General features: G+C 41.4%; 20 protein-coding genes and 2 other annotated features. All 20 genes read left to right on the top strand.

Features of this window, described 5'->3' with window-relative positions; all coding sequences use genetic code 11:
• Positions 1-3: 3 nt before the first annotated feature.
• The 20 genes from ACZ427_RS16920 (at position 4) to rpoB (ending at position 21,560) form a co-directional block, all read left to right on the top strand.
• A complete protein-coding gene (locus ACZ427_RS16920; RefSeq protein WP_461179954.1) occupies positions 4-1,068 on the top strand; it encodes a protein arginine kinase in 1,065 nt (354 codons plus the stop codon).
• A 17-nt stretch (positions 1,069-1,085) separates the two neighbouring features.
• The gene (gene clpC / locus ACZ427_RS16915; protein ID WP_461179955.1) at positions 1,086-3,512 is read left to right on the top strand and encodes an ATP-dependent protease ATP-binding subunit ClpC; all 2,427 of its coding nucleotides are present in this window, start codon (positions 1,086-1,088) and stop codon (positions 3,510-3,512) included.
• A 180-nt stretch (positions 3,513-3,692) separates the two neighbouring features.
• Positions 3,693-5,066 (top strand): DNA repair protein RadA, encoded by a 1,374-nt coding sequence (gene radA / locus ACZ427_RS16910; protein WP_461179956.1) that lies wholly within the window; start codon positions 3,693-3,695, stop codon positions 5,064-5,066.
• 183 nt (positions 5,067-5,249) lie between these two features.
• The gene (locus tag ACZ427_RS16905) at positions 5,250-6,353 is read left to right on the top strand and encodes a PIN/TRAM domain-containing protein (protein ID WP_461179957.1); all 1,104 of its coding nucleotides are present in this window, start codon (positions 5,250-5,252) and stop codon (positions 6,351-6,353) included.
• A gap of 181 nt (positions 6,354-6,534) precedes the next feature.
• The gene (gltX, locus tag ACZ427_RS16900) at positions 6,535-8,004 is read left to right on the top strand and encodes a glutamate--tRNA ligase (RefSeq protein WP_461179958.1); all 1,470 of its coding nucleotides are present in this window, start codon (positions 6,535-6,537) and stop codon (positions 8,002-8,004) included.
• A 46-nt stretch (positions 8,005-8,050) separates the two neighbouring features.
• Positions 8,051-8,263 (top strand) — a binding site (T-box leader).
• Between the two features lie 61 nt (positions 8,264-8,324).
• On the top strand, positions 8,325-8,984 hold the full coding sequence (gene cysE / locus ACZ427_RS16895; RefSeq protein ID WP_461179959.1) for a serine O-acetyltransferase: 660 nt from the start codon (positions 8,325-8,327) through the stop codon (positions 8,982-8,984).
• Positions 8,974-10,371 carry a cysteine--tRNA ligase gene (gene cysS, locus ACZ427_RS16890; protein WP_461179960.1) on the top strand — a complete coding sequence of 466 codons (1,398 nt, stop codon included), beginning with the start codon at positions 8,974-8,976 and terminating at the stop codon, positions 10,369-10,371. The genes cysE and cysS overlap by 11 nt, the downstream gene beginning before the upstream one ends.
• Positions 10,372-10,373: 2 nt before the next feature.
• Positions 10,374-10,772, top strand: a complete 399-nt coding sequence (locus ACZ427_RS16885; RefSeq protein WP_461179961.1) for a Mini-ribonuclease 3 — start codon at positions 10,374-10,376, stop codon at positions 10,770-10,772.
• A 1-nt stretch (position 10,773) separates the two neighbouring features.
• Positions 10,774-11,520, top strand: coding sequence for a 23S rRNA (guanosine(2251)-2'-O)-methyltransferase RlmB (rlmB, locus tag ACZ427_RS16880; RefSeq protein WP_461179962.1), 747 nt, complete (start codon positions 10,774-10,776; stop codon positions 11,518-11,520).
• The gene (locus tag ACZ427_RS16875) at positions 11,520-12,029 is read left to right on the top strand and encodes an NYN domain-containing protein (protein ID WP_461179963.1); all 510 of its coding nucleotides are present in this window, start codon (positions 11,520-11,522) and stop codon (positions 12,027-12,029) included. Before rlmB ends, ACZ427_RS16875 begins: the two co-directional genes overlap by 1 nt.
• A 119-nt stretch (positions 12,030-12,148) precedes the next feature.
• Positions 12,149-12,796, top strand: coding sequence for an RNA polymerase sporulation sigma factor SigH (sigH, locus tag ACZ427_RS16870; protein ID WP_461179964.1), 648 nt, complete (start codon positions 12,149-12,151; stop codon positions 12,794-12,796).
• A 95-nt stretch (positions 12,797-12,891) separates the two neighbouring features.
• A complete protein-coding gene (gene rpmG / locus ACZ427_RS16865) occupies positions 12,892-13,038 on the top strand; it encodes a 50S ribosomal protein L33 (RefSeq protein WP_461179965.1) in 147 nt (48 codons plus the stop codon).
• Between the two features lie 37 nt (positions 13,039-13,075).
• Complete coding sequence (gene secE / locus ACZ427_RS16860; RefSeq protein ID WP_461179966.1) at positions 13,076-13,249, top strand: preprotein translocase subunit SecE; 174 nt, start codon at positions 13,076-13,078, stop codon at positions 13,247-13,249.
• A gap of 218 nt (positions 13,250-13,467) precedes the next feature.
• Positions 13,468-14,004 carry a transcription termination/antitermination protein NusG gene (gene nusG / locus ACZ427_RS16855; RefSeq protein ID WP_461179967.1) on the top strand — a complete coding sequence of 179 codons (537 nt, stop codon included), beginning with the start codon at positions 13,468-13,470 and terminating at the stop codon, positions 14,002-14,004.
• Between the two features lie 167 nt (positions 14,005-14,171).
• The gene (gene rplK / locus ACZ427_RS16850; protein WP_461179968.1) at positions 14,172-14,597 is read left to right on the top strand and encodes a 50S ribosomal protein L11; all 426 of its coding nucleotides are present in this window, start codon (positions 14,172-14,174) and stop codon (positions 14,595-14,597) included.
• Between the two features lie 187 nt (positions 14,598-14,784).
• On the top strand, positions 14,785-15,477 hold the full coding sequence (gene rplA / locus ACZ427_RS16845) for a 50S ribosomal protein L1 (RefSeq protein WP_461179969.1): 693 nt from the start codon (positions 14,785-14,787) through the stop codon (positions 15,475-15,477).
• Positions 15,478-15,525: 48 nt separating this feature from the next.
• Positions 15,526-15,676, top strand: a sequence feature (ribosomal protein L10 leader region).
• A 29-nt stretch (positions 15,677-15,705) separates the two neighbouring features.
• Positions 15,706-16,206 carry a 50S ribosomal protein L10 gene (gene rplJ / locus ACZ427_RS16840; protein ID WP_461179970.1) on the top strand — a complete coding sequence of 167 codons (501 nt, stop codon included), beginning with the start codon at positions 15,706-15,708 and terminating at the stop codon, positions 16,204-16,206.
• Between the two features lie 74 nt (positions 16,207-16,280).
• Positions 16,281-16,646 carry a 50S ribosomal protein L7/L12 gene (gene rplL / locus ACZ427_RS16835; protein WP_461179971.1) on the top strand — a complete coding sequence of 122 codons (366 nt, stop codon included), beginning with the start codon at positions 16,281-16,283 and terminating at the stop codon, positions 16,644-16,646.
• Between the two features lie 163 nt (positions 16,647-16,809).
• Positions 16,810-17,412, top strand: a complete 603-nt coding sequence (locus tag ACZ427_RS16830; RefSeq protein WP_461179972.1) for a class I SAM-dependent methyltransferase — start codon at positions 16,810-16,812, stop codon at positions 17,410-17,412.
• Positions 17,413-18,023: 611 nt separating this feature from the next.
• Entirely contained in the window at positions 18,024-21,560 is a 3,537-nt protein-coding gene (rpoB, locus tag ACZ427_RS16825) for a DNA-directed RNA polymerase subunit beta (RefSeq protein ID WP_461179973.1), read from the top strand.
• The last annotated feature ends 20 nt before the right edge of the window (positions 21,561-21,580 follow it).

The following is a 21,580-nucleotide window of genomic DNA, read 5'->3' as shown; positions in this document are numbered from 1 at the left end:
TCCGTGACATTACAGCAATTCATGAAGGAAGCAATCAGCCCATGGATGCGTGAAGAGGGACCGGACAGTGATATTGTGTTAAGCAGCCGCATCCGTTTAGCCCGAAATTTTTCTGATGTTTCATACCCTATTCTTGCAGATCAGGAAAGTCTGGAAGAAATCCGCAACTTTTTCAGAGAGGAATACGAACATCAGTCTTTTCAGGACTATGAAGATCTTTCGTTTATTTCAATCAAGGAATTAACTACTGTCGAGAAACGTGTGTTGGTTGAGAAGCATTTAATCAGTCCACATTTGGCAAAGAAAACGCAAGCTTCAGCAGTGATTATTTCTAAAAACGAACAGGTATCGGTTATGGTTAACGAAGAAGATCATATTCGTCTGCAGCTTTACTTTCCTGGATTTCAATTGTCGGAAGCATTGGATAAAGCCTTCGAGCTGGACGATTGGCTGGAGGAGAAAATTGATTATGCTTTTGATGAAACAAGGGGATACTTGACGAGCTGTCCAACAAATGTTGGTACAGGAATGAGGGCTTCTGTTATGATGCACCTCCCTGCATTGGCGATAACAAAACAACTCAATCGAATGATTCCGGCTATTAACCAGCTTGGTCTTGTTGTCCGGGGGATTTATGGAGAAGGCAGTGAAGCACTGGGAAATATATTTCAGATTTCCAATCAGATTACCCTCGGAAAATCAGAAGAGGATATCGTTGGAGATTTACAAAGTGTTGTGAAACAATTAATAGCACATGAAAGAAATGCCAGGGACAGTCTGATGGAACAATCCCCTACCAAAATAGAGGATCGCATTTATCGCTCTTACGGGGTTCTGGAACATAGCAGAATCATCGAATCGAAAGAAGCAGCAATTTGTTTATCGAATGTTCGGATGGGTATTGATTTAGGCCTTATAAAAAACGTATCCAGAAATATACTTAATGAATTAGTAATCCTTACCCAGCCGGGATTCCTGCAACATTATGCATCCAAGACACTCTCTGCAAATGAACGCGATGTACTTCGGGCGTCACTGATCCGTGAACGATTACAATTAGAGAAATAGATTGGAGGAAATAGTATATGATGTTTGGAAGATTTACAGAAAGAGCACAGAAGGTATTAGCTTTATCTCAAGAGGAAGCAGTCCGACTCGGCCATAATAATATTGGTACCGAACATATTCTCTTAGGACTTGTTCGCGAAGGGGAAGGTATTGCAGCAAAAGCCCTGCAATCGCTAGGAGTAGAGGTGCAAAAGATTCAGGAAGAAGTTGAGGAGTTAATCGGTGTTGGAAAGCAACCGATGCAATCGATTCATTACACACCAAGAGCAAAAAAAGTTGTGGAACTGTCTCAGGATGAAGCAAGAAAACTGGGTCATTCTTATGTGGGAACAGAGCATATCCTTCTAGGGCTTATCCGTGAAGGGGAAGGTGTTGCCGCCCGTGTACTAAATAATCTGGGTGTTAGCTTGAATAAAGCAAGGCAACAGGTGCTTCAGCTGCTTGGAAGCAATGAATCCCAGAGTGGACGCCAAGGCCGCGGACAGCAATCCAATGCAAATACACCGACACTTGATTCATTGGCAAGAGATTTAACCGTTATTGCAAAAGAAGGTAAAATTGATCCGGTCATTGGTCGAAGCAAAGAAATTGAGCGAGTGATCCAGGTGTTAAGCCGCCGGACGAAGAACAACCCTGTTTTGGTTGGTGAACCTGGTGTTGGTAAAACTGCCGTGGCAGAGGGATTGGCACAGCAGATCATTGATAATGAAGTACCGGAAACACTAAGGGATAAACGTGTCATGACCCTGGATATGGGAACCGTGGTAGCTGGCACGAAATACCGTGGTGAATTTGAAGACCGTTTGAAAAAAGTGATGGAGGAAATCCGTCAGGCAGGAAATATTATGCTCTTCATTGATGAATTGCACACACTAATTGGTGCAGGTGGTGCAGAAGGTGCAATTGATGCATCAAATATTCTAAAACCATCTCTGGCACGTGGGGAATTGCAATGTATTGGTGCAACAACAATGGATGAGTACCGTAAATACATTGAAAAAGATGCGGCGCTAGAGCGCAGATTCCAGCCGATTCAAGTAGATGAACCGACATTGGATGAAACGGTGCAAATTTTGGCCGGCTTGCGTGATCGCTATGAGGCACACCACCGTGTAACGATTACGGATGATGCAATTGAAGCGGCAGCACATCTATCCAACCGCTACATTACAGATCGTTTCCTGCCGGATAAGGCAATTGACCTGATTGATGAAGCCGGGTCAAAAGTACGCCTGCGTTCCTATACAGTTCCACCGAATCTAAAGGAACTGGAACAGAAGCTGGATGATGTACGTAAGGAAAAAGATGCTTCTGTACAAAGCCAGGAATTCGAAAAAGCTGCATCGTTACGTGATTCGGAGCAGCGATTACGTGAAGAGTTGGAAGAAACGAAAAAGAAATGGAAAGAAAAACAGGGCCAAACAGATTCAGAAGTAACCGTAGAGGACATTGCGAGCGTTGTATCCATTTGGACGGGAGTGCCGGTTTCAAGACTTACAAAAGATGAAAGCGACCGCCTGTTAAACATGGAAGAGACGTTGCATAACCGGGTAATTGGTCAGGAAGAAGCTGTTGATGCAATATCCAAAGCTATTCGTCGTGCCCGTGCCGGATTAAAAGATCCGAAACGTCCGATTGGTTCATTTATCTTCCTTGGTCCAACTGGTGTCGGTAAAACAGAACTGGCCCGCGCCTTGGCAGAATCCATGTTCGGCGATGAAGAGGCAATGATTCGTGTTGATATGTCAGAATACATGGAGAAACATTCCACCTCCCGTCTGGTTGGTTCACCTCCAGGATATGTTGGTCATGAAGAAGGTGGCCAGCTGACGGAGAAAGTTCGTACAAAGCCATATTCCGTCGTTTTGCTTGATGAAATTGAAAAAGCACATCCGGAAGTTTTCAATATTTTACTGCAGGTCTTAGAAGATGGAAGGTTGACGGATTCAAAAGGACGCGTCGTAGATTTCCGCAATACGGTTCTTATCATGACATCAAATGTTGGGGCAAGTGAACTTCGCCGTAACAAACATGTCGGATTTAATCTTGGTGATGAAAATCAGGACTATAAGGATATGCGTTCTAAGGTCTTGGAAGAATTGAAAAAGGCTTTCCGTCCGGAGTTCCTGAACCGTGTTGATGAGACCATTGTTTTCCATTCTCTAGAGAGAAAACACATGAAGAGCATTGTTACACTGATGGTCGAGGAATTGAAGAAACGCCTGAAAGGTCAGGACATTGAATTCTCATTAACTGACAAAGCGATAGAAAAGATTGCAAATGAAGGATTTAATCCGGAATATGGGGCCCGCCCATTGCGCAGATCGATTCAGAAAAATGTTGAAGATCTGCTGTCTGAAGAACTTCTGAAAGAAACAATTACAAAAGGCGAAAAAGTTAAAATCGGTTTGAATAACAAAGGGGAATTTATTGTACTTCCATAAAAAGCGTATGAAAGCTGCAGGTGGTTTACAAAGCTAGAAGAAAATCATCTTCTAGCTTTTCGCTTTATTCTTCTGAGAATTGTGGCATGTCTGTGTAAATTTTTATATGAATTGATAGGAGGCTGTAACCTGCCAGCCTCCGAAATTTTATATAATATATAAGTGAAGGGGTAGAAAGTTTTGGCTAAACGTAAACATAAGTATGTATGCCAGGATTGCGGTTATGAGTCAGCTAAATGGATGGGTAAATGTCCAGGATGTAATAACTGGAATACGCTGGTCGAAGAAATCGAGGCATCAAATGTTCGTAATATGCGTCCAGTTGGAGGCGGTGCGACAACTGTAAGCAGGCCTGAGAAAATCACTGCCATTGAATCACAGAAAGAACCGCGGGTAACGACAAAGATGACGGAATTCAACCGGGTGCTTGGTGGTGGAATTGTACCAGGTTCTCTTGTTTTAATCGGCGGAGACCCAGGTATTGGAAAATCGACCCTGCTGTTGCAAATATCTTCACAGCTCGCTGAAAAGCAGCTCCCTGTATTATATATATCAGGAGAGGAATCGACACGTCAGACAAAACTCCGTGCAGATCGCCTGAACGTTAAAGCAGATTTATTGTATGTATTTGCTGAAACAAATTTATTCGATATTGCAAAACAAATTGAGGAAGTTAAACCATCCTTTGTTGTCATCGACTCCATTCAGACCATCTTCCGGGATGAGGTTTCCAGCGCACCGGGAAGTGTATCACAGGTTCGTGAGTGTACAAGTGAACTAATGAGGATAGCAAAAACAAATGGTATTCCGATTTTCATTGTTGGCCATGTAACGAAAGAGGGTGCAATCGCAGGACCGAGGCTATTAGAGCATATGGTTGATGCGGTGCTTTATTTCGAAGGGGAAAGGCATCACACCTTCCGCATTGTGCGCAGTGTCAAAAATCGTTTCGGAAGCACAAATGAAATGGGGATTTTTGAAATGAAGGAAGAGGGTTTGAAAGAAGTTATGAACCCCTCGGAAATATTTTTGGAGGAACGTTCACAAGGGGCTTCCGGATCTACGGTGGTTGCTTCCATGGAGGGTACAAGGCCGGTGCTTGTGGAAATTCAGGCATTGATATCACCTACCAGTTTTGGAAATCCACGCCGGATGGCTACAGGCATTGATAATGGCCGTGTTCCTCTGTTAATGGCGGTTTTGGAGAAGCGGGTTGGATTAATGCTTCAGAACCAGGATGCATATATTAAAGTAGCAGGCGGTGTGAAACTTGATGAACCTGCTATTGATTTGGCAATCGCCATCAGTATTGCTTCGAGTTTCCGTGATCAACCAACACAGCCGGAGGATATTTTTATCGGGGAAGTCGGGCTGACAGGGGAAATAAGACGTGTCTCCCGTATCGAACAACGTGTTCAGGAAGCGGCTAAGTTAGGTTTTAAACGGGTTATTTGCCCCCAGAAAAACCTCGATGGCTGGAAGATTCCAGATAATATCCAGGTCGTTGGCGTGAATACGGTACAGGAGGCACTGGATACCGGTTTAGCCAGATAGCACTATCTGGAATTCTGGTGAATCAATTGCTATTATAAATTGTTTGTGATAAAATTTAACGTTTAACAAATTGATAGTTGACACACCTTGTGCTATGATTTAGTTGATTTAATAGGATTTTCTTAATAATAGAAGGTTATTTTTAGTTTCAAAAGGTAATAATAAGGTTAGGAGGTGACAGTGGTGTTAAAAAAGATTGTTCATTTATTTTTTATTGTTTTAGGTGGTACCGTTGGGTATTTATATATCCCATATATTATTAACTTATTAGATATTACAAATGCAAGCTGGGTCGCATCCCCTTATCTGGGTATGATAATCGGAGCAATTATTTTCTTTCTTCTTTCCTATTGGCTTGCAGGCTACATTGTCGGTTTCCTCAGATGGGTCGAGGATGCATTGATAAAACTTCCGGCAGTTGATTTATTTTTTGGCAGTGTGGGATTAATCCTTGGGCTGGTTATTGCCTATTTTGTCAATATGCCACTCCAGGATATTAATATCGAGGTAGTTTCACAGGTACTGCCATTGTTTATTATGATTTTACTGGGATATTTCGGTTTCCAGGTCGGGTTCAGACGCAGGGATGAATTTGTGAATTTATTAAATATCAATAAAAAAGAACGGGAAAAACGTAAACCTGCTGACAGTACAGAAAGTGCAAAAACAGATTATATACCAAAGGCAAAAATATTGGACACCAGTGTGATTATTGATGGCCGGATTGCTGATATTTGCCAGACAAACTTTCTGGAAGGAACCATTGTAATTCCGCAGTTTGTATTAGGCGAACTGCAGCATATTGCCGACTCTTCTGATGCATTAAAGCGTAACAGAGGTCGTCGCGGGCTGGATGTACTTAACCGGATTCAAAAGGAATTGCCTGTCGAGGTAGAGATCTATGAAGGTGACTTCGAGGACATTCATGAAGTTGACAGCAAGCTGATAAAGCTGGCAAAGGTTTCAGATGGAATTGTTGTGACAAATGATTTTAATTTAAATAAAGTGTGTGATCTTCAAGGTGTACCGGTTTTAAATATTAACGATCTTGCCAATGCTGTTAAACCGGTTGTTCTTCCTGGCGAAGAATTAGTCGTTCAAGTAATTAAGGATGGGAAAGAACAAAACCAGGGAATTGCTTATTTGGATGACGGTACGATGATTGTTGTGGAAGAAGGCAGAAATTATATCGGCAAAACAATTGAGGTACTAATTACAAGTGTCTTGCAAACATCCGCTGGCCGAATGATTTTTGCAAAACCAAAATTACTTGAAAAAGCGCAATAAAAAAGGTATAACTTATAGAGGATACTGTATAAAAAAGTGATAACATGATGATTGTTATCACTTTTTCTGAGCAGTTAAGAATGGGTTAGACCTTCTTACTGTATAAGTTCGGGCAAAGGCGAACGGTTAATGCTTTTAAGATAAACAAGGTTCTCTAATTATAAACGAAAGGGGTAACACCATGACCAAAGAAGTTCGTGTACGTTATGCACCAAGTCCAACAGGCCATTTGCATATCGGTAATGCGCGCACAGCACTTTTTAATTATTTATATGCCAAACATTTTGACGGGAAATTTATCATTCGCATAGAGGATACAGATGATAAAAGAAATGTTGAAGGCGGAGAAGAAAGCCAGATGAAATTTCTTAATTGGTTAGGTATCAAATGGGATGAAGGGGCTGACGTTGGCGGCGATTATGGTCCGTATCGTCAAACTGAACGACTGGAACTATACAATAAATATGTGGATGAATTACTTGAAAAAGACTTGGCATATAAATGTTATATGACCGAGGAAGAGCTTGAGGCCGAACGTGAAAAGCAGCGTGCCAACGGAGAAGTTCCAAAATACGCTGGAGCACATAGCAATTTAACATCTGAAGAAATTGCCCAATTTGAAGCTGAAGGACGCAAGCCTAGTATTCGTATGCGGGTCCCTGCTAATCATACGTTCACATTCAATGATATTGTCCGTGGAAATATTACGTTTGAATCAAGTGATTTCGGTGATTGGGTCATTGTAAAGAAAAATGGGATGCCAACATACAATTTTGCTGTTGCAATAGATGATCATCTGATGGAAATCAGTCATGTTCTTCGTGGGGAGGAGCATATTTCCAATACTCCAAAACAGATGATGGTCTACGAAGCGTTTGGTTTGGTTCCCCCGAAATATGGCCATATGACGCTGATTTTAAATGAAGAACGTAAAAAACTAAGCAAGCGTGATGAACATATCCTGCAATTCATTGAACAATATCGTAACCTGGGTTATTTACCGGAAGCATTATTTAATTTTATTACATTATTGGGCTGGTCACCAGTTGGCGAAGAGGAAATTTTTGATAAAGAAAAACTGATTGAAATCTTTGATCCGGAACGTTTGTCAACATCTGCTGCCATTTTTGACCGTCATAAATTAAAATGGATGAACAATGAATATATCAAAGCATCCGATCTTGAAAAAGTAATTGATCTTGCTATGCCGCATTTGATTGAAGCAGGCAGGTTACCTGAAGATATGGATGAAGAAAGTCGGGAATGGGCAGAGAAGGTAATTACTTTATATAGAGAACAACTGCGTTTTGGGGCTGAAATTGTCGAACTGACAGAGCTTTTCTTCAATGAAGAGCTCGCATTGGATGAGGGCGCCATGGATGTACTACAGCAGGAGCAGGTTCCTGAAGTATTGCAGGTATTCACTGATAAATTAATCCACTTGGATGACTTCACCAAGGATTCAATCAAAGCACAGTTTAAAGCAACACAAAAGGAAACAGGGCATCGCGGTAAAAAACTGTTCATGCCAATCCGTGTTGCTACAACTGGACAAGCCCATGGTCCAGAGCTTCCACTGGCAATCGAGCTTTTGGGTAAAGATGTTATTTTGGCGAGATTGGATAAGGTTTTAAAACAATTGGGAGCTTAATTTATTCACATCAGCCTAGAAATGTAATATAGTAAGAATATATAAATATAGAACGTTAACAAGGAAAAGTAAAAAACATATGACTTACCCAGAGAGAATCACAATTGCTGCGAGTGATTTTAAGCATTGTTTTTGAAGTGCCCCTTCGAGTCCGTTATGGAAATGTAGTACATAACGGCGGAACTCTTCCGTTATGAGAGCAAAAGTTGGGGGGAGTCCCCTCAAACAGAGTGGAACCGCGCTTGGAAGCGTCTCTGTGTAGCATATACACAGAGACGCTTTTTTTATAGTAAATATTTAATAGGGGGAGGTTGAAACCAATGGGGATATTCAAGCGAATGAAGGAAGATATGGATGTTGTGTTTGAACAGGATCCGGCAGCAAGGACGTATATTGAAGTATGTTTAACATATTCCGGCTTGCATGCGATTTGGTCACACCGGGTAGCTCATGCTTTCTATAAGAAAAATTTGTTTTTTATTGCACGGGTTATCTCACAGGTCAGCCGCTTTTTCACAGGGATTGAAATCCATCCGGGCGCGAAAATCGGGCGGCGCTTCTTTATAGACCATGGAATGGGTGTCGTCATCGGAGAGACCTGCGAAATCGGAGATAATGTAACTGTTTTTCAAGGTGTGACTTTGGGAGGTACAGGGAATGAAAAGGGAAAACGCCATCCAACGATTGAGGATAATGCACTCATTTCTACCGGAGCAAAAATACTTGGCTCTATAACGGTTGGCGAGAGCGCAAAAGTTGGCGGTGGCTCAGTCGTACTTAAGGACGTTCCTGCCCACGCCACAGTTGTTGGAATTCCCGGGAAAGTCGTGAAGCAGAACGGGGAAAAAGTAAGAAGAGATTTGGATCATCATAAAATCCCAGACCCTGTTGCGGACCGTTGTGCACAACTACAAGTGGAAATTGATCAACTAAAAGCTGAAATTGCTAAGATGGAAGAGGGTAAGCAATATGTCGATTAAAGTCTATAACACATTAACACGTCAAAAAGAAGATTTTCAGACATTGGAAGAGGGAAAAGTGAAGATGTATGTATGCGGACCGACCGTGTATAACTATATTCATATCGGAAACGCCCGCCCGGCGATCGTCTTTGATTCTGTACGGAGGTACCTGGAATATAAGGGATTTACGGTTGATTACGTACTAAATTTCACCGATGTCGATGACAAAATTATTAAGCGGGCTAACGAGTTGGATGAAGATGTTTCAACGGTTGCCAATCGGTATATCGACGCATATCTGGAGGATGTCGGTGCACTGGGAGTGAAAAAGGCGACATACAATCCCAGGGTCATGGAAGCAATGGATGATATCATCCGCTTTATCGATGGGCTGATCGAAAAAGATTTTGCCTATGAGGTGGGCGGCGATGTGTACTTTAAGCCCCGTGCATTTGACGGATATGGGAAGCTGTCTCATCAGTCCATCGATGAACTGCGCTCCGGTGCCAGAATCCAAATCGGCGAAAATAAAGAAGATCCCCTTGATTTCGCTTTATGGAAAAATGCAAAAGAAGGGGAAATCGCCTGGGACTCTCCTTGGGGCAAAGGACGGCCAGGATGGCATATTGAATGCTCGGCAATGGCAAAGAAATACCTTGGCGAAACGATTGATATCCACGCTGGCGGGCAGGACCTGACTTTTCCACATCATGAAAATGAAATCGCCCAGTCCGAAGCGGAAAATGGTAGCCCTTTTGCGAAATATTGGCTGCATAATGGGTATATTAATATTGATAATGAAAAAATGTCGAAATCACTCGGAAATTTTGTGCTGACACGTGACCTATTTGAACAGCATGATCCACAGGTTTTGCGTTTCTTTATGTTGAGTGTTCATTACCGGAACCCGATTAATTTTACGGAAGAATTGCTGTCAGCTGCCAAAAACAGTCTGGATCGCATCGAAACAGCTTATATGAACCTGGAGCACCGCAAGCAATCGAGCATGAATTTAGTTCGTGAAGACGGTTGGCTTGAAAAAGTTAAGGAGCTCAAACAGCAGTTCGAAGCGGAAATGGATGACGATTTTAACACAGCGAATGCAATTTCTGTTTTATTTGATTTAACAAAGGAAGCAAATGTATACCTGGAATCTAAGCAGACACAAACTGAAGTTATTGAAGCCTTCCAGGAAGCCATTCAAGTATTGCTTGAGGTGCTTGGCATTACGTTGGAGCAGGAAGATGCACTGCTTGATGAAGAAATAGATGCACTTATTCAGGAAAGAAGCGAGGCCAGAAAAAAACGCGATTTTTCCCGTGCAGATGAAATCAGGGATATGTTGAAAGAAAAGAATATTATTCTGGAGGATACAGCCCAAGGGGTACGCTGGAAAAGAGGCTAACAATGGAACTTGATGTAAAACAGATGAAAAGTCTGGCTCTAGCTTATATGGGCGATGCTGTTTATGAAGTTTACGTCAGAGAGCATCTGCTCAGGCTGGGCCAGGTCAAACCGAATCAACTCCATCAAAAAGCGGTTACCTTTGTTTCTGGCAAGGCACAGGCTGCGATTATTCTGCACTGGATTGAAACACAGATGCTTACAGAGGAGGAAGAACTGATTGCAAAGCGGGGTAGAAATGCAAAATCCGGTTCTACCCCTAAAAATACAAGTGTACAAACATACCGATACAGTACAGCTTTTGAAACGCTAATCGGCTATCATCATCTGTCCAAGAATGAAGAACGATTAGCGGAATTATTGTATGATGCTATTCACTTTATTGAAAGGAGGAATGTTTGAGATGGAACAGGAAATGATTATTGGTAAAAATCCGGTTATTGAAGCATTGAAGTCCGGAAGATCCGTCAATAAAGTGCTTATATCGGACCAGTTAAATCCAAATGTTCAGGGGAAATTAATACAACAGGGAAAGGCTGCAGGAACAATAGTCCAAAAAGTACCCAGAAACAAACTGAATCAGCTTAATGGAGGAAATCACCAGGGTGTGATTGCCTATGTAGCGTCCTATCAATATGCTGATATAGATGACCTGTTTCAGAAGGCGGAAAAAAAGAATGAACCTCCCTTCTTTATTATTCTGGACGAGCTAGAGGATCCGCATAATTTAGGGTCAATTTTACGTACAGCCGATGCAACGGGTGCTCATGGTGTGATTATACCAAAACGCCGTTCGGTCGGGTTGACGGCTACCGTTGCAAAAACTGCGGCAGGAGCTTTGGAACACATCCCTGTTGTCCGCGTTACAAATATTGCCAATACAATTGATGAGTTAAAAGAACAAAATGTATGGGTGGTGGGTACAGAGGCAAATGCGACAGAAGACTACCGTGTATTAGATGGAAAACTCGCCCTTGCGTTGGTAATAGGAAATGAAGGAAAGGGCATGAGCAGATTGGTACGTAAAAAATGTGACTGGACAGTAAGTCTCCCGATGAGGGGGAGCGTTTCCTCTTTAAACGCATCTGTCGCGTGCAGTCTGTTGCTTTACGAAGTCTACCGCAAAAGGGCTCCCCTCGGTGACGGATGATGGATGTTCTGGTAGTTGACGGATACAATGTAATTGGGGCATGGGAGGAACTGCAGCGGCTGAAGGAAATAGATATGGCACAGGCCAGGGATCGACTAATTGATGTAATGGCTGAATACCAAGCATATTCTGGACGTCGTGTGATTATCGTATTTGATGCCTATTATGTACGTGGAATTGCGTCGAAGCTCAAAACACATCAAGTGGAGATTGTTTTTACAAAAGAGAAGGAAACCGCAGATGAATGTATAGAAAAACTCGTCAAAGAATTGAAAAATGTTCAAAATCAAGTATATGTAGCCACGAATGATTATGCAGAACAACGCACTATTTTCGGCAGAGGGGCTTTACGTAAACCAGTAAGAGAGCTTCTTATCGAATTAAAAAATATTGAAAAGGATATAAAAGAAAGCATTGAAAGTCATAAAAAAGTGAAAGCCCAAACAAAAATTGCTCTAAGTGAAGATGTGTTGGAAAAATTCGAAAAATGGCGCAGGGGCGATATCTGAACAAGTAAAACCCCGCTAAATTGCATGTTCTCTTCACTCTCCTGCTGTTGACTCTTTTAAAGCGCTTACTGTATAATGTTTTTAATGTTGACAAGGCAACGCGTGGGAGGTAATTCTTGGTGAGTGTCAAGCAATTGGAGATAGAAAGCAACAGTCTAAGCACACTTGATGATGATGGGATTTTAAAGCTGATTCATCAGGGGAACAGCCATGCTCTGGATTATTTGATACATAAGTATAGAAGTTTTGTCTGGGCAAAAGCACGTACTTATTTTTTAATTGGTGCTGATAAAGAGGATATTACCCAGGAAGGCATGATCGGTCTTTATAAGGCGATAAGAGATTATGACCAGGACAAGCAATCCTCTTTTAAAGCTTTCGCTGAACTTTGTGTAACAAGGCAGATTATTACTGCGATTAAAACGGCAACACGGCAAAAGCATATCCCGCTTAATTCCTATGTCTCGTTGGATAAACCAATGTATGACGAAGAATCAGACAGGACATTACTCGACGTTATTGCGGGGTCAAAAGCCATCGATCCACAGGAATTAATCGTAAACAGAGAGAAATTCGGTGACATGGAAGATAAGTTATCAGAGTTGTTAAGCGGGTTGGAAAAGAAAGTGCTCCAGCTTTATTTAGAAGGCCAGACCTATCAAGAGATCTCCATTGCATTAAAACGGCATGTCAAATCGATTGATAATGCACTCCAACGTGTAAAGCGGAAACTGGAACATATTATCGAAACGAGCCGACTTAGATAGCAGGGTTGTGGTTTGTATTGTAATACCACATTGACACAACCACTATAGCCGTGCTACATTGTTATATGTAAAAATCCCTTTAACGGGGTGATAAAATGAACAAAGTAACTTTAGCGTGTGCAATATGCTTCAGCAGAAATTATTCCACCAATAAAAATGTATCCACAAAACCCGCACGTATGGAAATGAAAAAATACTGTAAAACATGCGGGGAGCACACATTGCATCGCGAGACAAAATAATAACCCGGTTACAGGTAGAGTTTGGGAGGATACAGGCATGTTTAAGTTTCTAAAGAATGTATCTAGAGAAATGAAAAAGGTAAGTTGGCCAAAGGGTAAGGAATTGACCACGTATACAATTACTGTAATCGCAACAGTGATATTTGTTGCTGCTTTTTTTGCTGTAGTAGATTTAGGAATTTCACAAGGCTTAAATGCTTTTTTTGAATAATAATGGTATAATCATGCTATAATGAAAATAATACTTCTTAGACAAAAACCCGGGGATACGGGTTTTTTAAATTGGTTTAAATAATAAAGCGAAGCGCCCGTTTTAAGTAAGATCGACATTTCTTTGTCCATTGAAACCTGGCGAGGCTCATTCAGCTTATATACATTCATTATTAATAAACAGAGGGAGGGAAGGGCAACTTACATTGTCCTGTTCAAATGGAGAAAAATTGGTACGTCATTCATACGTATTCCGGGTATGAAAACAAAGTCAGAATGAACTTGGAAAAAAGAGTCGAAACGATGGGCATGGAAGATAAAATATTCCGTGTGATGGTTCCGGAAGACGAAGAAACAGAAGTGAAAAATGGAAAAAAGAAGGTTGTCAAAAAGAAATCCTTTCCAGGCTATGTCCTGACCGAAATGATTATGACAGATGATTCCTGGTATGTTGTGCGGAATACACCTGGTGTAACAGGCTTTATCGGTTCCAGTGGCGGCGGAGCGAAACCCACCCCCCTACTGCCTGAAGAGGTAGAGTCAGTATTGAAGCGCATGGGTGTAAAGGAAGCGCCTGTTCAAGTTGATTTTGAACTGAAAGAGAACGTCCGCGTAACCGATGGACCATTCGCAGATTTTGCAGGCACGATTGAGCATATTGATCTGGACAAACAGAAATTGAAGGTTCACGTCAATATGTTTGGACGGGAAACCCCTGTAGAACTTGATTTTTCACAAATCGAGAAAATAAATTAATCTTTATTAAGAAAATGCAAACGGAAGGCCTTGCATTATTTTATGATCTGTGCTAAAATTTTCTTGTTATTCATGCTCGTGAATTAAAGTGCATGGGTAAATATGAGTGGGAGGGGACCGGACTGGAACCCTATTACCACATCACGGACTTTAAGGAGGTGTGTCTCGTGGCTAAAAAAGTAATCAAATTAGTGAAATTGCAAATCCCTGCTGGAAAAGCTAATCCGGCACCGCCAGTTGGACCGGCACTAGGTCAAGCAGGTGTGAATATCATGGGATTCTGTAAAGAATTTAATGCACGCACGCAAGATCAGGCGGGTATGATTATTCCTGTTGAAATCACGGTATTTGAAGACCGTTCATTTACATTTATTACAAAAACTCCACCAGCTGCTGTTTTATTGAAAAAAGCTGCAGGTGTTGAAACTGGTTCTGGAGAGCCGAATCGTAATAAAGTCGCTAATGTAAAACGCGATCAAGTAAAAGAAATTGCAGAAACTAAAATGGAAGATCTTAACGCCGCTGATGTAGAAGCAGCGATGCGCATGGTTGAAGGAACTGCCCGCAGTATGGGTATCTCAATTGAAGATTAATTAAATTTTAATACGGTACAGGCTGTTTAATGGTATGCCATTACCTGCAGCCTTTTTCGTTAGTATGACAGCATTTCGGAGATTTCTCCTGAAGTGTCTGTCATTCTGAGCTTTATAAAAGTTGTTCTTTCAGCTTTTATAAGTGGGAGGTCTTACCGTTATAACCACAATAGAGGAGGAAATAAAAATGGCTAAAATTGGTAAAAAACAACAAGAAGCATTAAAACTTGTTGATCGTTCAAAATCATATGAGATAAATGAAGCAATTGCCCTGGCAAAAGAAGCTTCCAGAGCAAACTTCGATGAAACAGTTGAAGCTGCATTTCGTTTAGGAGTAGATCCTAAGAAAGCAGATCAGCAAATTCGTGGAGCAATGGTATTGCCTCACGGGACTGGTAAAACACAACGTGTGCTTGTTTTCGCAAAAGGTGAAAAAGCGAAGGAAGCAGAGGCTGCTGGTGCTGATTATGTTGGTGAAGCGGACTATATTACTCAAATCAATCAAGGTTGGTTCGAGTTTGATGTAATAGTTGCAACTCCTGACATGATGGCTGAAGTTGGTAAACTTGGTCGTGTCTTAGGTCCAAAAGGTCTAATGCCAAACCCTAAAACAGGAACAGTAACTTTCGAAGTAGAAAAAGCTGTTAAAGATATCAAAGCAGGTAAAGTGGAGTATCGTGTAGATAAATCTGCTAACATTCATGTTCCAATCGGAAAACTTTCTTTCGATAATGAAAAATTAGCTGATAACTTCGCGGCCCTGGCAGAACAGATTGTGAAAGTGAAACCGCAAAGTGCAAAAGGAACATATTTGAAAAATGTTTCAATCACTTCAACAATGGGACCTGGAATTAAAGTGGATGTTTCTGATTATCGCTAATTAGGTATTGACTTTTCCAGAAACATTTGCTATGATGATTTTTGTTGTAAAAAAGAATACGTTGTACCGTAGACAGCAGGGGCGAGAAGTCGCTTAATATCCTGCCGAGGTGTTTATAAGCAGATAAGATAAACCTTTATGGCTTGTCGTTTGTTATATTAAGCTCCTATGTCTACATGGGAGCTTTTCTTGTGGACGGTATGATGAATGTCAATAGGAGGTGGAAAAATGTCAAGTGTTATCGAACAAAAGAAACAGATTGTAGATGAAATCACTGAAAAATTCCGTGGAAGTCAAACGTCTGTTGTGGTTGATTACCGTGGTCTTAGTGTTGCTGAAGTAACTCAGTTACGTAAAGAACTACGCGATGCAGGTATTGATTTTAAAGTGTACAAAAATACAATGACGCGTCGTGCAGTGGAAGCTGCGGAATTAACAGAGTTAAATGATCTATTGGTTGGTCCGAATGCTGTTGCATTCAGTAATGATGATATCGTTGCACCGGCCAGAATTCTTAATAACTTTGCGAAGGAACACAATGCATTGGAAATTAAAGGTGGCGTAATTGAGGGAGAAGTAGCAACCCTTGATCAACTTAAAGAGCTTGCTAACCTGCCAAATTACGAAGGCATGGTTTCTATGTTGCTTAATGTGCTTCAAGCACCTATCCGTAACCTTGCATATGCTACAAAATCTGTGGCTGACCAAAAAGAAGAACAAGGCGAATAATCTATTACGCTCAAGAACGTACCGATATAAACGTATAAACTATAAAATAATATGAATTTAGGAGGAATTAAGTCATGACTAATGAAGAAATGATTAGTGCAATTAAAGAAATGTCCGTACTGGAACTTAATGATCTAGTAAAAGCAATCGAAGAAGAATTTGGAGTAACAGCTGCAGCACCAGTTGCAGTCGCAGGTGGAGCAGCTGGAGGAGAAGCAGCTGAAGAACAAACTGAATTTGATGTAGTACTTACAGGTGCTGGAGCATCAAAAATCAAAGTTGTTAAAGCGGTACGTGAGATCACTGGTCTTGGTCTTAAAGACGCAAAAGACTTGGTAGATAACGCACCAAAACCAGTTAAAGAAGCTATTGCAAAAGAAGAAGCTGAAGAACTTAAAGGTAAACTTGAAGAAGTTGGCGCTGAAGTAGAAGTTAAGTAGTACCAATTAATTCCATTAAAGCTCGTCGTATTACGGCGGGCTTTCTATATCTTATTTAATAAAGTCCTGAGAAAAGTGGACCTTTTGAAAGGAAGCACAACTTTAGCTTCCGAGGTTTCGGCTTTTCGAAACTTCCCTATTCTATTAAAAAGTAGGTGCCCAAATGGCTGAGCATTACTTTTCACAAAAACCCCAATCCGAAAGTTCACCCAAGACATGGAGTTATCAATTAAAAGAGAAAGTGTATACATTCACCAGTGATGTTGGTGTGTTTTCAAAAAATGAAGTAGATTTTGGTTCGCGGTTGCTGATTGAGCAATTCAGTGAGCCTTTTGTCGCTGGTGATTTTCTGGATCTTGGTTGCGGGTATGGCCCAATAGGGATTACCTTAGCAGATCATTTTCCGAAACGACAGGTGGTAATGACGGATGTTAACGAACGGGCGCTGACACTTGCCCACCTTAATGCAGCTGAAAATGGTGTTGAAAATGCGGCGTTTATCCGGAGTGACCGATTTTCCGGCATAAGAGACTGCTCATTTGCTGCTATCGTAACCAATCCGCCAATTAGAGCTGGAAAAAAAGTCGTGCACCAGATATTCGAGGAATCAAAAGACGCTTTGTGTGTTGATGGGGAATTGTGGGTAGTTATTCAAAAAAAACAAGGCGCACCGTCAGCGAAAAATAAATTAGAACAAATATTTGGGGACGTACAAGTAGTTGCTAGAGAAAAAGGTTATATTATACTGAAAGCTATAAATGTTTGACGGTGTAATTTACTTATGATATGATAGGAAAATGCTAACATGGGGATTCTTTGTCAAGAGGAATTTTTATGAATTAGAACGTATATTTCGTCGGTTAACCGGAAATGATGGTAAAATCAGGAAGGTGTAACAATGGGATTTCTGCCTTTGTTTAGCAGTTAAGAAAGTATGAAACTTCCTATTAAGGAACTGGCGATACCCAGGTTTTCTAATACCGCTGAAAAAATCTGTGTGAATAAACATTGGAATATATTTATAAAGCTTGTAATCACTCCATGTTACAGGTTTCTTCGAATGTCGGTCAGATAGTAGCGCATTTGACAGGACAAGATTTTAATTGAATGCTAAAGATTTGAGGAAGAAGTCTATTTGTATCGCAGTGAAAAAAGTATAAACTTTCTTCCTGTATAAGGCAAGTGAATTTTTTGGCAGTTAAAAAGAGATAAAACTTTTTTACTGCACAAGTGCGCCTTTGGCTTTTGCTGCAAAGGCATCGCAAAGGCCGGGTTATCTAATCAAAAGGCTTGGTGATAAGCCAGGTCTTCTAAAATATAAGAATCATTTTAGTAGTAGAATCTACAACAAAATGCTTGATTTAAGGGGTGAAGCAGTTGACAGGTCAACTAGTTCAGTATGGACGGCACCGCCAACGCAGGAGCTATGCGCGTATCAGCGAAGTTTTGGAATTGCCAAACTTAATCGAAATTCAAACCGCTTCTTATCAGTGGTTTCTTGAAGAAGGTTTGAGGGAAATGTTTAAAGACATTTCTCCTGTTGAAGATTTCACGGGAAACTTGTCACTTGAATTTGTTGATTACAGTTTAGGTGATCCGAAGTATGACGTGGATGAATCAAAATCAAGAGATGTTACGTATAATGCTCCGCTTCGCGTGAAGGTTCGTTTAATCAATAATGAAACAGGTGAAGTAAAAGAGCAAGAAGTATTTATGGGAGATTTCCCCCTTATGACAGGTACTGGGACGTTTGTAATTAATGGAGCTGAACGAGTTATTGTATCTCAGCTTGTGCGTTCACCTAGTGTCTATTTTAATGAAAAAATTGATAAAAACGGAAAAAGAGGTGTAGCAGCAACTGTCATTCCAAATCGTGGTGCATGGTTGGAATTTGAAACAGATGCAAAAGACGTCGCTTATGTCCGGATTGATCGTACACGAAAACTGCCGATTACCGTGCTTTTAAGAGCGCTTGGCTTTGGTACAGATCAGGAAATTATCGATTTGATTGGTGACAATGAGTACCTTAAAAGTACGCTCGAAAAAGATAACACAGAAACTACTGAAAAGGCATTATTGGAAATCTACGAACGCTTGCGTCCTGGAGAGCCACCTACAGTAGAAAATGCAAAAAGCTTACTTGTCTCACGATTTTTTGATCCGAAACGCTATGATCTGGCACGCGTTGGTCGTTATAAAATGAACAAGAAACTGCACTTGAAAAACCGCTTGTTTAATCAAGTTTTAGCTGAAACTATTGTCGATCAGGAGACTGGCGAAGTTTTGGCGCAAAAAGGTGATAAACTGGAGCGTAAGTTATTAGATAAAATCATTCCATATTTGGAAAATGAAGAAGTAAGACTTGGTGAAAAGGTTCTTGAGCCACATGATGGTGTGCTTGAAGACCAAATACCAGTTCAATCTATTAAAATTGTCGATCCAACTGACCCAGATGGTGAGAAAGAACTAAATGTTATTGGAAATGCAAATGTAAGTAATGATATAAAACATATTACTCCAGCTGATATTTTATCTTCAGTAAGCTATTTCTTTAACTTATTGCATCGGGTAGGAGATACGGATGATATTGACCATTTGGGAAATCGTCGCCTTCGTTCAGTAGGGGAATTACTGCAAAACCAATTCCGTATCGGGCTGTCCCGTATGGAACGCGTGGTGCGTGAAAGGATGTCTATTCAGGACACCTCCAGTATTACGCCACAGCAGCTGATCAATATACGTCCTGTGATTGCATCGATTAAAGAGTTTTTCGGAAGCTCACAGCTATCACAATTTATGGATCAAACCAATCCACTGGCGGAACTGACGCACAAACGTCGTCTTTCTGCATTGGGACCCGGTGGTTTAACCCGTGAAAGAGCCGGTTTTGAAGTTCGTGACGTTCACTACTCTCACTATGGGCGTATGTGTCCGATTGAAACACCAGAGGGTCCGAACATCGGGTTGATTAACTCCCTGTCAAGCTATGCGAAGGTAAACGAGTTTGGTTTTATCGAAACACCGTATCGTCGAGTTGACCCGGAAACAGGTAAAGTTTCCGCGCGAATTGATTACCTGACAGCAGACGAAGAAGATAATTACATCGTTGCACAGGCGAACGCGAAATTAAACGAAGATGCTACCTTTACAGAGGAAGAAGTCATCGCAAGTTTTCGTGGGGATCACACCGTTGTAAGACGTGAAAAAATTGATTATATGGACGTTTCGCCAAAACAGGTTGTATCTGCAGCGACAGCATGTATACCATTTCTGGAAAACGATGACTCCAATCGTGCTTTGATGGGTGCAAACATGCAGCGTCAAGCTGTACCTTTGATGAAACCTGAAGCGCCAATTGTTGGTACTGGAATGGAATATGTCAATGGTAAAGATTCTGGTGCTGCGATTATTAATAACCACGACGGCATTGTGGAAAAAGTGCAGGCAAACGAAGTGAGAATCCGCCGTATTTCTGAAGTTGATGGAAAAGAAGTACAGGGCGATGTAGATCAGTACAGCCTGCAAAAATACATTCGTTCCAATCAGGGAACATGTTATAATCAGCGTCCTATCGTAAGTGAAGGTGACCGTGTCACAAAAGGCGAAGTTCTCGCTGATGGGCCTTCCATGGAAGATGGGGAACTTGCATTAGGCAAAAACGTTCTCGTAGGTTTCATGACATGGGAAGGTTACAACTATGAAGATGCGATTATTATGAGTGAAAGATTGGTCAAAGACGATGTATACACATCGATTCATATTGAAGAATACGAATCGGAAGCACGGGATACAAAACTTGGACCTGAGGAAATAACAAGGGATATACCGAACGTTGGGGAGGATGCACTTAAAGACCTTAACGAGCATGGGATAATTCGTGTTGGAGCAGAGGTGACGGACGGAGACATCCTAGTAGGTAAAGTTACACCAAAAGGGGTAACGGAATTATCTGCTGAAGAGCGTCTGTTGCATGCGATCTTTGGTGAAAAGGCACGTGAAGTCCGTGATACATCCCTGAGAGTCCCGCATGGTGCTGGTGGCATTGTATTGGAAGTGAAGATTTTCAACCGTGAAGACGGCGATGAATTACCACCAGGCGTAAACCAGTTAGTCCGTGCTTATATTGTACAGAAGCGTAAGATCAATGAAGGGGACAAAATGGCTGGCCGACATGGTAATAAAGGTGTAATATCAAAACTCTTACCAGAAGAAGATATGCCTTACTTACCTGATGGTACACCAATTGATGTTATGCTTAATCCATTAGGTGTTCCGTCCCGTATGAATATTGGTCAGGTGTTCGAAATGCATCTGGGTATGGCTGCACGACAGCTAGGCCTTCATGTTGCAACACCGGTATTCGACGGAGCAAGTGAACAGGATGTATGGGATACACTGGATGAGGCTGGTATGCCAAGGGATGCGAAAACAGTCCTTTATGATGGAAGAAGCGGGGAACCGTTTGACAATCGTGTGTCTGTGGGTGTGATGTACATGATTAAACTGGCACACATGGTTGATGATAAATTACACGCACGTTCCACCGGCCCTTATTCACTCGTAACGCAGCAGCCACTTGGCGGTAAAGCGCAATTTGGTGGACAGCGTTTTGGGGAAATGGAGGTATGGGCGCTTGAAGCATATGGTGCCGCACATACACTTCAGGAAATATTGACGGTGAAATCAGACGATGTTGTCGGACGTGTGAAAACGTATGAGTCCATTGTTAAAGGTGACAACGTTCCTGAACCTGGAGTTCCAGAATCGTTCAAAGTATTGATCAAAGAGCTTCAAAGTCTTGGAATGGATGTCAAAATGCTTTCAAGTGACGAACAGGAAATCGACATGCGTGATCTGGAAGAAGAAGAGACGCAAGCTGCAAGCAAGCTGAACTTGGAAGTTGGAGAAAATTAATGAATAGCAGGTGTTGGCTC

This window comes from Virgibacillus ainsalahensis, from assembly GCF_055380755.1.
Note: the sequence above shows the minus strand (reverse complement) of the source record. Positions and strands in the feature narration are given on the sequence as shown.

Bases quoted from the DNA above. Each gene is read 5' to 3' on its own strand.
- clpC (WP_461179955.1), top strand. From the start codon at position 1,086: ATGATGTTTGGAAGATTTACAGAAAGAGCACAGAAGGTATTAGCTTTA.
- gltX (WP_461179958.1), top strand. From the start codon at position 6,535: ATGACCAAAGAAGTTCGTGTACGTTATGCACCAAGTCCAACAGGCCAT.
- cysE (WP_461179959.1), top strand. From the start codon at position 8,325: ATGGGGATATTCAAGCGAATGAAGGAAGATATGGATGTTGTGTTTGAA.
- cysS (WP_461179960.1), top strand. From the start codon at position 8,974: ATGTCGATTAAAGTCTATAACACATTAACACGTCAAAAAGAAGATTTT.
- ACZ427_RS16885 (WP_461179961.1), top strand. From the start codon at position 10,374: ATGGAACTTGATGTAAAACAGATGAAAAGTCTGGCTCTAGCTTATATG.
- rlmB (WP_461179962.1), top strand. From the start codon at position 10,774: ATGGAACAGGAAATGATTATTGGTAAAAATCCGGTTATTGAAGCATTG.
- ACZ427_RS16875 (WP_461179963.1), top strand. From the start codon at position 11,520: ATGGATGTTCTGGTAGTTGACGGATACAATGTAATTGGGGCATGGGAG.
- rpmG (WP_461179965.1), top strand. From the start codon at position 12,892: ATGAACAAAGTAACTTTAGCGTGTGCAATATGCTTCAGCAGAAATTAT.
- secE (WP_461179966.1), top strand. From the start codon at position 13,076: ATGTTTAAGTTTCTAAAGAATGTATCTAGAGAAATGAAAAAGGTAAGT.
- nusG (WP_461179967.1), top strand. From the start codon at position 13,468: ATGGAGAAAAATTGGTACGTCATTCATACGTATTCCGGGTATGAAAAC.
- rplA (WP_461179969.1), top strand. From the start codon at position 14,785: ATGGCTAAAATTGGTAAAAAACAACAAGAAGCATTAAAACTTGTTGAT.
- rplJ (WP_461179970.1), top strand. From the start codon at position 15,706: ATGTCAAGTGTTATCGAACAAAAGAAACAGATTGTAGATGAAATCACT.
- rplL (WP_461179971.1), top strand. From the start codon at position 16,281: ATGACTAATGAAGAAATGATTAGTGCAATTAAAGAAATGTCCGTACTG.
- ACZ427_RS16830 (WP_461179972.1), top strand. From the start codon at position 16,810: ATGGCTGAGCATTACTTTTCACAAAAACCCCAATCCGAAAGTTCACCC.